The organism is Pseudomonas migulae (assembly GCF_024169315.1).
GTDB lineage: Bacteria > Pseudomonadota > Gammaproteobacteria > Pseudomonadales > Pseudomonadaceae > Aquipseudomonas > Aquipseudomonas migulae_B.
The window spans coordinates 6,501,694-6,515,330 of sequence record NZ_JALJWR010000001.1 but is presented as its reverse complement, the minus strand read 5'-3'; the positions used below and the strand labels follow the sequence as shown (position 1 = coordinate 6,515,330).

The 13,637-nt window shown below is 61.5% G+C and carries 10 protein-coding genes; 5 read left to right on the top strand and 5 right to left on the bottom strand.

What is annotated here, in order from left to right:
• The first annotated feature begins 98 nt into the window (after positions 1-98).
• On the top strand, positions 99-539 hold the full coding sequence (locus tag J2Y86_RS30025; protein ID WP_253439969.1) for a hotdog fold domain-containing protein: 441 nt from the start codon (positions 99-101) through the stop codon (positions 537-539).
• A 134-nt stretch (positions 540-673) separates the two neighbouring features.
• Here J2Y86_RS30025 and J2Y86_RS30020 read toward each other — a convergent pair whose 3' ends face one another.
• Positions 674-1,357, bottom strand: a complete 684-nt coding sequence (locus J2Y86_RS30020) for a GNAT family N-acetyltransferase (protein ID WP_253439967.1) — start codon at positions 1,355-1,357, stop codon at positions 674-676.
• Positions 1,358-1,797: 440 nt separating this feature from the next.
• Between J2Y86_RS30020 and paoA the strand changes: the two genes are divergently transcribed.
• The 4 genes from paoA to J2Y86_RS30000 all read left to right on the top strand — a co-directional run bounded on the left by paoA (position 1,798) and on the right by J2Y86_RS30000 (position 6,684).
• Positions 1,798-2,439 carry an aldehyde dehydrogenase iron-sulfur subunit PaoA gene (gene paoA, locus J2Y86_RS30015; protein WP_253439964.1) on the top strand — a complete coding sequence of 214 codons (642 nt, stop codon included), beginning with the start codon at positions 1,798-1,800 and terminating at the stop codon, positions 2,437-2,439.
• Entirely contained in the window at positions 2,436-3,392 is a 957-nt protein-coding gene (locus tag J2Y86_RS30010) for an FAD binding domain-containing protein (RefSeq protein ID WP_253439961.1), read from the top strand. Before paoA ends, J2Y86_RS30010 begins: the two co-directional genes overlap by 4 nt.
• Positions 3,389-5,587, top strand: a complete 2,199-nt coding sequence (gene paoC, locus J2Y86_RS30005; protein WP_253439958.1) for an aldehyde oxidoreductase molybdenum-binding subunit PaoC — start codon at positions 3,389-3,391, stop codon at positions 5,585-5,587. Before J2Y86_RS30010 ends, paoC begins: the two co-directional genes overlap by 4 nt.
• Positions 5,588-5,790: 203 nt before the next feature.
• Positions 5,791-6,684, top strand: a complete 894-nt coding sequence (locus J2Y86_RS30000; protein WP_253439955.1) for a LysR family transcriptional regulator — start codon at positions 5,791-5,793, stop codon at positions 6,682-6,684.
• 156 nt (positions 6,685-6,840) lie between these two features.
• On the opposite strand, the gene J2Y86_RS29995 is transcribed toward J2Y86_RS30000, so the two are convergent.
• The 4 genes from J2Y86_RS29995 to J2Y86_RS29980 all read right to left on the bottom strand — a co-directional run bounded on the left by J2Y86_RS29995 (position 6,841) and on the right by J2Y86_RS29980 (position 13,553).
• Positions 6,841-9,327, bottom strand: coding sequence for a TonB-dependent siderophore receptor (locus tag J2Y86_RS29995; RefSeq protein WP_253439952.1), 2,487 nt, complete (start codon positions 9,325-9,327; stop codon positions 6,841-6,843).
• 116 nt (positions 9,328-9,443) lie between these two features.
• Positions 9,444-10,397: a FecR domain-containing protein gene (locus tag J2Y86_RS29990; protein WP_253439950.1), complete on the bottom strand. Its 954-nt coding sequence runs from the start codon at positions 10,395-10,397 to the stop codon at positions 9,444-9,446.
• Between the two features lie 4 nt (positions 10,398-10,401).
• Positions 10,402-10,911, bottom strand: coding sequence for a sigma-70 family RNA polymerase sigma factor (locus J2Y86_RS29985; RefSeq protein ID WP_253439947.1), 510 nt, complete (start codon positions 10,909-10,911; stop codon positions 10,402-10,404).
• A 146-nt stretch (positions 10,912-11,057) separates the two neighbouring features.
• Positions 11,058-13,553, bottom strand: a complete 2,496-nt coding sequence (locus J2Y86_RS29980; protein ID WP_253439944.1) for a TonB-dependent siderophore receptor — start codon at positions 13,551-13,553, stop codon at positions 11,058-11,060.
• Positions 13,554-13,637 lie beyond the last annotated feature (84 nt).

The window sequence follows — 13,637 nt, the reverse complement described above, 5'->3', positions numbered from 1 at the left end:
TTGACAGATTTCCCGTCGACAGAATACTGTTCCGTTACAGAACATTATTCTGTAACGGAACAATATTCTGCCAACCCGATCATCAGTGAGGTTTCAAAATGAGTCAGTTCCTCAGCATGTTTAACAGCGCGGGTCCGCAAGCCTTCAGCAAAATGGCCTGCCAGGTGGCGCCCTACTTCAGCACCATCAACCCGCTGGTCACGGAGTTGCGTAAAGGCTCGGCGACCGTGCAGGTGCCGTTTGCCAAGGAAATCACCAACCACCTGGGCACCGTGCATGCCATTGCGATGTGCAATGCGGCTGAACTGGCGGCGGGGATGATGACCGACGTGTCGATTCCCGAAGGGGCACGCTGGATTCCAAAAGGCATGACGGTCGAGTACCTGGCGAAGGCAAAAACCGACGTCACGGCAGTGGCCGATGGCGGCGACGTAGACTGGACCACGGAAGGCGACAAGCTCGTGCCGGTGGACATTCTCGACGTTGAAGGCAGGAAGGTGTTCACGGCGCGGATCACCATGAATGTGAAGCTTTCCTAACGCAGACCGGGTCCAATGTGGGAGCGGGCTTGCTCGCGAAGGCGGTGCTTCAGTCAACATAAATGCTGAATGTAATACCGCCTTCGCGAGCAAGCCCGCTCCCACAGTTGATCGAGTTGGTTGGGCGAGCGCGGTTACTCGCCCAACCGCTCGCGCACAAACTCACCGGCCTTGTACGTCAGCTGATCCAGATGTCGGTCACGCTGTTTTTCCGCATCGAGCATCGCCCGCTTGCCGTGTTTTTGCAGCAGGTAAGTATGAATCTGCCGCACCTCCAGCGAGCTGTAGATCGACGCCACATCCAGCAATCCCATCAAGCCGTCAGAGCGATGATCGCGGGTGTTCATCAGCACCTGAGTACCGCGCGCACCCACCACCTGAAAGCCCATCGACTCAAACCACGGCACCTTGGCCACCGCGCAGGTCAGCTCGGCATGCGGGTAGCGACCGACCATTTCCCGCAGCATCTTGCGCGCCACGCCCTGACGCCGATGACCGGCCTGCACCGCCATGTACGCCACGCCGCACGCCTCGGGATCGTCCTGGACCGGCAGGTACAGCAAGAAACCGATCACCGTTTCCGGATCGTCCACGTCCGTGGCGACGATCAACTCCACCGCAATCCCTTTCGCCCCGTTCAACGCCTCCAGATAAAGGTGAACCTCATAGCCGATCGCGTACTGGTACACGTTGTACAACAGGTTGCTCGGCGGGATGGCGACCATGCTGATGTCGGTCAGGTTGTCGACGACCATCTGCAGGATCTGGCTGGAGAGGTGCTCGGGGCACGGGGTTTTGAAGTGGGTGATCTGGGGCATTGAGGCTCTGGACTCTGGGGGCGGACGGGCGTGCGTATCATAACGTGCTGGCGGGACCGCGGGGGGGTGTCCGTTGGCAGTTGCGCTGAATGTACCGGCCTCTTCGCGAGCAAGCCCGCTCCCACAGTGGATCTTCAGTGAACATGAAATATGTGTACGTCGAAGATCCACTGTGGGAGCGGGCTTGCTCGCGAAGGGGCCATAAGCAACAACCCATCATCCCGCCATTAATGAATCCGGTTCATGACTTCATGCGGCTTGATGCCCTTATTCGATCGATCAAACCTTTCTAGTATTCCCACAGTGCGTCCCGGCCAAAAAGGATTCATGAGCCACACGCATGACTCTATAGCCGAAATCGGCAAAAACCTTCCGCTGACACAGGGGTCTCTCTTTCTGATAAGCACCGGCGATGCCGACTACGCACAGGAATCGAACCAATGGATGACCGTGACCCGACAGCCATATCCCGACGCCACTTCCTGATTGTCGGCGCCGTCACCGCGACGGCGCTGGCGCTTCCGCCGTTCATCTGCGCGCAGGCGTCTGCCGCCAATGCCGCCCGGCCGATCACTTCAACACTCTCGATCACGGTCAACGGTGAACCCCGTGACCTCGACGTCGATACTCGCACCACGCTGCTCGACGCGCTGCGCGAAAACCTGCAACTGACCGGCACCAAAAAAGGCTGCGACCACGGTCAGTGCGGCGCGTGCACAGTGATTGTCGATGGCCGGCGCCTCAATTCCTGCCTGACCCTGGCGGTGATGCACGAAGGCTCGAAGGTCACCACCATCGAAGGGCTCGGCACACCGGACAAACTGCACCCGATGCAGGCGGCGTTCATCAAGCACGACGGTTATCAATGCGGGTATTGCACGCCGGGGCAGATCTGTTCGGCAGTGGCGGTGCTGGGCGAGATTCGTGATGGCATTCCCAGCCATGCCAGCGCCAGCCTCACCGATCAGCCGCAACTGATCGCCAGCGAATTCCAGGAGCGCATGAGCGGCAACATCTGCCGCTGCGGCGCGTACTCCAACATCATCGAGGCGATCACCGAAGTCGCGGAGGCCAGCGCATGAGGCCCTTTACTTACTTACGCGCCAAGTCGCCCGCCGAAGCCGCGGCGCTGGCCGCTCAAGTCAACGGATCACGGTTCATCGCCGGCGGTACCAATCTGCTCGATCTGATGAAGCTGGAAATCGAGACGCCGACGCATCTGATCGACGTCAACGGCCTCGCCCTCGACCGAATCGAAGCGACGCCTGAAGGCGGCTTGCGCATCGGCGCGCTGGTCAGGAACACCGATCTCGCCGCCGACGCCCGCGTCCGCAAGGATTACGCACTGCTGTCCCGCGCCCTCCTCGCCGGCGCCTCCGGCCAGTTGCGCAACCGCGCGACCACCGCGGGCAATCTGCTGCAACGCACCCGCTGCCCGTATTTCTATGACACCCATCAACCGTGCAACAAGCGCGACCCCGGCAGCGGCTGTTCGGCCATCAATGGCTTCAGTCGCTCGCTCGGCATCATCGGCGTCAGCGACGCCTGCATCGCTATCCATCCCAGCGACATGGCCGTGGCAATGCGCGCCCTCGATGCACAGGTTGAAACCGTCCGACCCGATGGCACCACGCGGGTCATTGCGATGACGGACTTCCATCGACTGCCGGGCAACACGCCGAACATCGAAACCACGTTGGCCGCGCACGAGCTGATCACCGCGGTCACACTGCCGGCGCCGCTCGGTGGCACGCATATCTATCAAAAAGTGCGTGACCGCGCTTCGTATGCCTTCGCCCTGATCTCGGTCGGTGCAGTGATTCACAAGGACGGCTCGGGCCGCGTCGCACTCGGCGGTGTCGCGCACAAGCCGTGGCGTCTGGAGGCGGCCGAGTCGGCGATGTCGCAAGGTGCCAAAGCGCTGACCGAACAGTTGCTCGCCGGCGCTACCCCCCCCCATGAAAACGCCTTCAAACTGACGCTGGTCGAGCGCACGCTCGCCTCGGTGATGGCGCAAGCGAGGGCTCAGGCATGAAATTCGACACCCCCGCGACGACCAACCCTATCGACCAGATGAAAGTGGTCGGCAAACCCACGAGCCGTATCGAAGGGCCATTGAAAACCTGCGGCCTCGCGCCCTACGCCTATGAACACCACGATGCCGTGAAGAACCAGGCGTATGGCGTGGTGGTCGGTTCGTCCATTGCCAAGGGGCGCATTGCCTCGATGGATCTGGAACAGGCGCAGTCAGCACCCGGCGTGATCGCTATCGTCACCGCCGCCAACGCCGGCAAGCTCGGCCTCGGCAAATACAACACCGCGAAACTGCTCGGCGGTCCCGAGATTCAGCATTACCACCAGGCCGTTGCGTTGGTGGTCGCAGACACCTTCGAACAGGCGCGAACCGCTGCTCAACTGGTCAACGTGAATTACGTCAGCGCGCCGGGCGCGTTCGATCTCGCCAGCACGCGCGAATCGGCGGTGGAAGCCAAGGACCAGATGGCAGACGTCAGCCATGGCGATTTTGCCGGCGCATTCGCCGCAGCGCCGGTGCAACTGGACGAGACCTACACCACGCCCGATCAGGCCCACGCGATGATGGAACCCTTCGCTTCGATGGCGTCCTGGCAAGGTGACCAACTGACGCTGTGGACTTCCAACCAGATGATCGACTGGTCCGTCACCGATCTGGCGACCACCCTCGGCGTGCCGAAGCAAAACGTGCGGCTGATTTCGCCTTACATCGGCGGTGGTTTCGGTGGGAAGTTGTTCATTCGTTCCGATGCGGTCCTCGCCGCCCTGGGTGCGCGCCTGGCTGGCAGGCCGGTCAAAGTCGCGCTGGCCCGGCCGATGATGTTCAACAATTCCACGCACCGCCCGGCGACCATTCAACGCATCCGCATCGGTGCCACGAGCGACGGCAAGATCACCGCCATGGGTCACGAAGGCTGGTCCGGCGATTTGCCCGGCGGCAAAGTCGAACGCGCCGCGCAACCAAGCAAATTGCTGTATGCCAGTGCCAATCGCCTGGTGACGATGCGGCTGTCGACGCTCGACTTGCCGGAAGGCAACGCCATGCGCGCACCGGGCGAAACCCCTGGCCTGATGGCACTGGAAATTGCCATGGACGAGATGGCGGAGAAGCTCAACCTCGACCCCATCGAGTTCCGCATCCTCAATGACACTCAAGTCGATCCGACCAACCCTGCCCGGCCTTTTTCCACGCGGCTGCTGGTCGAATGCCTGCGCACCGGGGCCAACCGGTTTGGCTGGAGCAAGCGACATGCGCAACCGGGTACGCAACGCAATGGGCGCTGGCTGATCGGCATGGGCGTCGGGGTGGCGTTTCGCAACAACATTCTGGTGAAGTCCGGCGCCCGGGTTCGACTGAACGATCAGGGCATCGTCACGGTGGAAACCGACATGACCGATATCGGCACCGGCAGTTACACGATCATCGGCCAGACCGCAGCGGAAATGCTGGGTGTGACGCTGGATAAAGTCGTCGTGCGCCTGGGCGACTCAAGCTTTCCGGTGTCGGCCGGTTCGGGTGGGCAGTTCGGTGCCAACTGCTCGACGGCAGGCGTGTACGCCGCGTGCGTGAAACTGCGCGAAGCGGTCGCGCAACGTTTGGGCGTGAGCGCGGATGAGGCGGTATTCGTCGACGGTGCGGTGCGGGTCGGCAGCAAAGTCGTGCCGTTGGGCGAGGCTGCGCAAAGCGGTGAAATCGTCGCCGAGGACACGATCGAGTTCGCTGAACTGAGCAAGAAGTACCAGCAATCGACCTTCGGCGCGCACTTTGTCGAAGTCGGCGTCGACGTCGCCACAGGGGAAACCCGCGTGCGGCGCATGCTTGCGGTATGCGCCGCCGGGCGCATCCTCAACCCGACGTCGGCCCGCAGCCAGGTGATCGGCGCCATGACCATGGGCGTCGGTGCGGCGTTGATGGAAGAACTGGTGGTGGACAAGCGCCGGGGCTTTTTCGTCAATCACGACCTGGCCGGATACGAAGTGCCGGTGCACGCGGACATTCCACATCAGGAAGTGATTTTTCTCGACGAAACCGACCCGATGTCATCACCGATGAAAGCCAAGGGTGTTGGCGAACTGGGCCTCTGCGGCGTCAGCGCGGCGATTGCCAACGCGATCTACAACGCCACCGGCGCACGGGTTCGCGAGTACCCGATCACGCTGGACAAGATTCTGGAAAAACTGCCACCGATGATCTGATCACGCCACGATCCCTGTGGGAGCGTGGCTTGCCCGCGAAGAACGATAACGCGGTTCATCAGGCAGTCCGCGTCATCGTTCTTCGCGGGCAAGCCTCGCTCCTACAGGTCATTTTTGAAGTCGACCTCCCCCTTGATTTACCCGCAGCGCACTCTCCTGATTAGTCGCTAGAATCCATTAAGACCTATGAAGGACACTCATCAATGCTTCGGGAAAATGCCAACGATCTGCTTGCCTTCCTCGCGGTGGCGCGGGAGCGGAGTTTCACCAAGGCGGCCGGTAAACTCGGTGTTTCCCAGTCGGCCCTGAGCCATACGATTCGCGGTCTGGAAGCCCGATTGGGCTTGCGCCTGTTGACCCGCACGACCCGCAGCGTATCGCCCACCGAGGCCGGCCGGCGCCTGATGGAAACGGTCGGCCCGCATTTTGAAGAAATCGAAATCGAACTGGCCGCGCTGAGTGATTTGCGCGACAGACCGGCAGGCAACATCCGCATCAATGCGATGGACCATGCGCTGGAATTCATTTTATGGCCGGTGCTGAAACCGTTCCTGGCGAAGTACCCGGACATCTCGGTGGAGGTGTGCTGCGACTACAGCTTCGTCGACATCGCTGCGCAGGGTTTCGATGCCGGTGTGCGCTTGGGCGAAGACGTGGCGCAAGGCATGATCGCGACCCGTATCGGCCCGGACATGCGCATGCTGGTGGTGGGCTCGCCGGCGTATTTTGTCGGGCGCTCAAAACCCGTTTCGCCGCGCGATCTGACGGAGCATCAATGCAACAACCTGCGACTGCCCACCCAAGGCGGGTTGTACACGTGGGAATTCAACAAGGACCAGGAAAGCCTGAATGTTCGCGTGTCGGGTCAGGTGACCTTCAACGGTGTGTACCAACTCCTGAACGCAGCGCTCGACGGTTTTGGCTTGAGCTACATCCCGGAAGACCTCGTTGCCCCGCACATTGCGGCCGGTCGATTGGTTCCGGTGCTTGAAGACTGGTGCGCACCGTTTGCCGGGTTTCACCTTTACTACCCGAGCCGTCGTCAGGCTTCGCCAGCGTTTGCGTTGTTGCTGGAGGCGTTGCGGTATCGGGGCTGACACCGAGGGGTGTCAGTGGGTCGCTGTACTGGATTTCATGGCCCCATCGCGGGCAAGCCCGCTCCCACAGTGATCCAGGCTGTTGCACAAAGAGCGTGAACAGCACAAAACCCTGTGGGAGCGGGCTTGCCCGCGATGGGGCCCTTGGCAACGCCGTTACCAGTCGTAAGACATTTCAACCGACGCCACGCGCTCCTGCCCGTAGTAGCAGCCAAACGAATAGTTGCAGTCTGAAACGTACTCACGGTCAAAGACGTTTTGCACATTCAGGCGCGTCTGCAAACCACGCAGGCTCGGGTCCAGTTTGCCCATGTCATAGCTGATCGTGGTGTCGTAGACGACAAAGGACGGCACTTCGAACGAGTGGGACGAATCACCCGGCTTGCGACCGGTGTATCGCGCGCCCGCGCCGAAGGTCAGGCCGTTGAGGGTCGCCTGGGTGAAGTGATAGTCCGCCCACAACGAGGCCGATACCGGCGCCTGGGCTTCGTTGCGGTTACCCTGATCGCCGTAACTGCTCTTGGTGTAGAACGAATCGATGTAGGTCGCCGCAGCCAGCACGTCGATGTTGTCGAGGCTGGATTTGACTTCCAGTTCGACGCCGCGCGAACGCACTTCGCCGTCCTGGGATTGATACTGCGGATAATCGTCGTCGCCGGTCAGCACGTTTTTCTGTTTGATCTGATAGACCGACGCGGTGATCAGCGTCTTCTCGAACGGCTGGTACTTCACCCCCACTTCGTATTGCTCGCCCTCGGTCGGTTCGAACGCCTTGCCGCCCCGCTCCGGTGCCGCCGTGCCAATGGTCGGCAGGAACGATTCGGAGTAGCTGATGTACGGCGCCAGGCCGAATTCGGTGACGTAGGTCAGGCCCACGCGGCCGGTGAATTTATGGTCACGCTGTGAAGCGACAGACCGGGCAAGGATGTCCTTGTTGTCGATCTCTGCCCAGTCCTCGCGGCCACCGATGGTCAGGATCCACTGGTCCAGTTTGATCTGGTCCTGCAGGTACACACCCGTCTGGCGCAGGGTGTTGTCCCACTTCGTATCCAGCACCGGAACCGCGTCGCTGGTGTCGAAGTTGTTCTTGCCGTAGAGGTTGACCGGGGTCACGTTGTAAGCGTTGAGGCCATCGTACTTGCGGTTGAAGTGACGGTAATCCACGCCCGCCAGAGTGGTGTGTTCCAGGGCGCCGGTGTTGAATTTGTATTCCAGGTTGTTATCGATTGTGTAGGCGATGTTGTGCTGGCGCCAATCGACTTTGGTACGGCTGACGCGGGTGTAATCGGTGTCGCCCGCCGCATCGGTGGCGAAGGCGCGCAGGTAGAGGCCTTTGTAACGGTCGCGCACGTCGGTGTAACGCGCGGTGGAACGGTATTTCAGGTCGTCGGTGAAGTTGTGGGTGAAGTCGTAGCCGAAGACATACTGATTACGTTTGTAGTCGTTGAAGCGAGTGTCGCCGGAGAAAAAATCCCGGTCGATTTTCTGCCCGGTGGGGCCGCGATCGAGCGAACCGATTCTTGGCAGCGACTGATAATCCTCCAGGCCGTCATCGCGCTGGATCTGCGCCAACAGCGTCAGCGAAGTGTCGTCGTTGGGCGTCCAGATCAGGCTCGGCGCCAGCAGCATGCGTTCGCTGTGGGTGTGGTCGACCTGCTCGTTGCCTTTGTTCGCGACGCCGATGAGGCGATAGGTGAACGCCTTTTGCTCGTCGAGCGGGCCGCTGGTATCAAAGGCACCGTTCACCCGGTTGTAACTGCCCGCGCCGAGTTTGACCTGACTGCGCTGTTCGGTGGTCGGACGCTTGGAGACCATGTTGATCAGGCCGCCCGGTTGGTTTTGCCCATACAGCACCGACGACGGCCCCTTCAGCACTTCGATGCGCTCCAGGGTGTACGGGTCGATTTGCGGCGCGCCACCGAGGCTGCCGGCGTATGGAATGTAGGCACCGTCGAGGTACAGCGGCGTGGGCGCGAAACCCCGGCTGGTGATTTCGTCGGCAATCGAGTTGCGGTCGGTGAAACCGCCGGTGTTCAGCCCGGGCGTGTAGCGCAGGGCTTGGGTCAGGTTGCGCGCGCCCTGGGTTTCGACCTGGGCGGCGGTCACCACGTTGATGGCCTGGGGAATTTCCAGGATCGGCGTATCGGTCTTGGTGCCGGTGGCGCTGCGGGTGGCGACGTATCCGTCCACCGGGCCGTAGGCCGACTCGATCATCTGTCCGGAAATACTGGTCGCGCCCAGTTGCAGCGCCGAGCCTTCCACGATGGGCAACAGCGAATAGCTGCCGTTGTCATGCTGCACCGCTTGCAATTTGCTGCCGGCGAGCAGTTGTCGCAAACCGGCGTCCACCGTGTAGCGGCCGCGCAGCCCTGCGGTTTTCTGGCCGCCGGCCGAGGCGGGTTCGAACGAAACCGTCACGCCTGCCGCGGCGGCAAACTGGGTCAGCGCCGACGCCAGCGAACCGGCCGGGATATTGAATTCTGTCTCGGCATTGGTTTGTGCCCACGCGGGTGTTGCTACCACCGCAAAACCCACAGGGACCGCCAGCGCCATGCCCAGCAACGCAGCATGCACAGCGCGGTTCAAGGGTTTGGTGGACAACTTGACAGCAGAAAAACGGATAGAGGGATTGCGAGGGGTCATGCAGTTTCCTTTCGCCCGGTGGCAGTGATTGGCGGCGTCTGTTGCGCCTCTACCTACAAAGTCGAACGAGAATCAGAATCAACAACCCCTCACTGAAGATTTTTCCCGGGACATCATCAAACCGCTTCCACACTCGCCCAATACCGGCTGAAACGACGGATGCGCACCGGCAGCGTCGAGCTCAGGTTATCCAGAATCGTGTCGGTACTGCCGAGGTGGAATGCACCGGAAATTCTCAGCGCTGCAATCGAGCGGTCACACCCCAGATGACCCGGGCGATAGCGCTGCAACTCCTGGATAAAATCGCCCAGCCGCCAGTCATCCACCACCAGCATGTCGCGGGTCCAGGCATCGGCCTGAGGGTTGGCCCGCTGCACGGGGCCAACGCTGTCGCTGGCGAAACTCAATTGCTGACCGGCATCCACGCGCACGGCCGGGCCAGGCGCGTTGGCGGAGCGCACCTCGACCGCATGTTCCTGCACACAGACCTGCGTATGGCCTGCTTCGCAGCGCACAGTGAAACGAGTGCCCAGGGCGCGAATGCTGCCTTCGGCCGTGTGCACAATGAAGGGCCGCGCCAGATCGTCGCGCGCCGTTTCGATCTGAATCTCACCGCTGAGCAAACGCACTTCGCGCACAGTGCCGCTGTAGCGAATGTCCACCGCCGTGGCGGTGTTGAGTTGCAGTTGACTGCCATCGTCCAGGCGCACGCGGCGGCGTTCGCCGGTGCCGGTGCGCTGATCCGCCATCAACGTCGGCAGTGGCGTGGTGTTCCAGGCCAGCGTGCCCGCCCCGCCCGCGGCCAGCAGGATCGACAAGACCTTGAGCACGTCACGCCGTTTGGCGCGAGCGTTGGTCAACGTCGGGCGAGCGATGCCGGGCGCGACCTGGCCGAGTTTGTCCTGCAAACGCGCGAGGCGCTCCCATGCTTGCGCGTGCCGAGGATCGCGCTCCAGCCAGCGCCGATGCGCCTCGCGAGTCGCCTCGTCCGGCACCTCACTTCGTAAATCGACATACCAGCGAGCGGCGGCTTCGAGGGTCGCATGATCCAGGACTTGAGAACGTGCCACCGCCTCAATCCTCGACCAGCAACAGGCAATGCGTCAGGGCGCGCACCGCGTGTTTTTTCACGGTATTCACCGAGACACTCAAGCGCCGGCCGATCTCCACGTAGCTCAGGCCATCGAGCTGCGCCATCAGGAAAATCTCGCGGGTGCGACCACCGAGGCCGTCGAGCAAGCGATCGATTTCCATCAGGGTTTCGATAATCAGCGTGCGGGTTTCCGGTGAGAACGCCACGGGTTCCGGGATGAGCGCGAGGGTTTCCAGGTAGGCCTGCTCCAGCGCTCGACGGCGGAACATGTCGATCATCAGGCTGCGCGCGACCGTGCTCAGATAGGCACGAGGCTCACGCAGTTCCGGCGCCTTGCGCTGGGTCAGCACGCGAATGAACGTGTCCTGCGCCAGGTCCGCCGCGTTGTCGACGCAACCGATTCGCTTGCGCAGCCAGCCACAGAGCCATGAATGATGGTCCTCGTAAAGCGTATGCACGGCGTGTTGCAGCGAGAGGTCGGCGGAGGACATGGAAAAGGCCCGGGGAAGATTATTTGATAATGAATCTCATTTTCTTCCAAGGCACTGCATTTTTGCAAGACCGATCCTGCAATGCCTCCTGCGATGGCGTGAACACGCCCCGCATCCGTAGGGATGACGGGGCATGGATTGGCGTTTTACCACTGATACGTCGCACTCGCCTGGACCGTGCGCTGTGCGCCATACCAGCACCACGAGTAGGAGTAGCAGGACGCGACGTACTCTTTGTTGGCGAGGTTGCTGGCGTTCAGCGCCAGGCGCAGGTTGTCCTTGAGGCTGTTGATGTGCGGGATGTCGTAGTGGATCGCCGCATCCAGCAACGTATAGCCCGGCACCTTCAGCGTGTTGGCCGTGTCGCCCCAGGACGAGCCGACATAACGCGCCCCGCCACCGACACCGAAGCCTTTGGCGACGCCGTCATGGAAGGTGTAATCGGCCCAGACCGATGCGGTGTGGCGAGGAACGCCATAGTTGGTGGTGCCTTTCGCAGACACCGCCGGGCCGACGGCGATATCGGTCAGTGGCGCGTAGTTGACGGTGCTGTTGGACTTGGTAATGCGGTTGTCCAGATAGGCGTACGCAGCGGTGATGTCCAGGTTGTCGTTGAGGCTGGCCTTGCCTTCCAGTTCAAAGCCACGGGAACGCACTTCACCCGTCTGCTCCTGGCAACGCCCGGTGCCGCAAAGGTGCGTCGGATCCGGATCAAGGGTCGGCACGTTGCTCTGGCGCAAATCGAAGATCGACGCGGTGATAAAGCTGTTGCTGCCTGGCGGTTGGTACTTGATCCCCACTTCGTATTGCTGGCCCTCGGTCGGCTTGAACACCGAGCCGCCGTAGCCGGTGCCCGATTGCGGTTCGAACGATTCCGAGTAGCTGACGTACGGCGACAGACCGTTATCAAACAGATAAACCAGCCCCACGCGGCCGGTGAACGCCTCGCTGTCCAGAGAGGTTTTGGTCTTGACGTTGTTGCGCAGATTCAGCGAGCTGTTGTTGTTGGTCGCCCAGTCGTAGCGGCCACCCAGCAGCAACACCCATTTGTCCCACTTGATCTGATCTTGCAGGTACAGGCCCTTCTGCTGGTTACGCTGCGTCGCGTCGCTGGTGAACGCCGGCGTGACGACCGGAACACCGTAGACCGGGTCAAAGATATTCAGGGTCGGCCCCGTGCCGAAACCGGATTTGGTATCGGTGCTGGTGTTCTGATAATCACCACCGAACAGCACCGTGTGTTGCACCGGTCCGGTGTCGAATTTGGCCTGCACCTGGTTATCCAGGGTGTAGGCATCCAGGTCGACGTCGGTGGCAATGGTCGACCGGTTGGCGGTGCGGTAATCGGCGCGCAGGTTGCTGTTGTAGAGGCTGCGATAAACGCCTTCGCTGCGCAGGTAACGCGCGTTCTGACGCACGGTCCAGACATCGTTGATGTGGTGTTCGAACAGATAACCGAGGGAGAAATACTCGCGGTCGCTCTTCTCGAAATCCTTGTCGCCGTCATAGAAATCGACGTCGATGTCACGCCCGGTCGGGCTGTCCAGCACCGAGCCCCACGCCGGTGTCGAGCCGTACGAGGCCGCCTTCGGGTCCTTCTGGAAATGCCCCAGCAGCGTCAGTGACGTGTCATCGCTTGGGCGCCAGGTGAAGGCCGATGAAATGGACTGACGCTGGGTTTCGGTGTGTTCGAGTTGGCCATCGGCCTCATCGTACAGACCGGCCAGGCGATAGGAGTAAACGCCTTGATCATCGAGCGGGCCGCTCAAGTCGAAGGTTGTGCGCTTCTTGTTGAAGGTGCCGTACTCGACGCCTATTTCATGGAACGGCGTATCCAGCGGCCGCTTGCTGACCATGTTCACCACACCGCTGGGGCTGGCCTGCCCGTACAGCACCGACGATGGCCCGCGCAAAACGTCCACGCGCTCCAGGTCAAACGAGTCTTTTTGCGGCGAGGCGTCGCGACTGCCCGGCATGCGCAAGCCGTCCAGATAGACCGCCGGGGAAAAACCACGGATGGTCATCTGATCCAGTCGCGAGGCGGTAGAGCCACGGGTTTCGGGAATCACTCCGGCGGTGTAACGCAAGATCTGGTTGAGATTTTCCGCGCCCTGGGCACGCATCTGGTCCTTGGTGACCACGGATATCGATTGCGGCGTTTCGTTCAGCGCGGTATCGGTCTTGGTCGCCGACAACGCACGCGTCGCGACGTAACCCGCCACCGGGCCGGTCGGACTCTCGCTTTGATACGCGCCGTTGATGTTGGTGGCCTGCAACTCCAGCGAACCTTCGACCGCCTCGGGCGCCGGCTCGATGCGATAGCGCGTCGCCGACAGCGCCACGGCACTCAGACCGCTGCCCCGCAGCAATTGCGCGAGTGCGTCGCCCGTGCTGAATGGCCCGTTCAGGCCAGTGCTGCGTTTGCCCCGCGTCAACGCCGGGTCGAAGGCCAACACCAGCCCCGCCTGCTCTGCCAGGCTGTTCAGCGCCTGACTCAAATCCCCGGCCGGAATTGAAAAACTGCGTACAGCACTGGTTTGTGCACCAGCGACCGGCGATTCGGCCGCCAGCAGCGGCACCGCGACAAAAGCCATCGCCACTGAAAGCGCCAGTGGATGCAACGGACGAGCAAAGCGTGACATGGGAAATCCTGCGAAATGGAAGGCGTTACTAACCATGACGGCCATGTCGAAAAAACAGACAACGAATGCGAGCGATTTGCATTA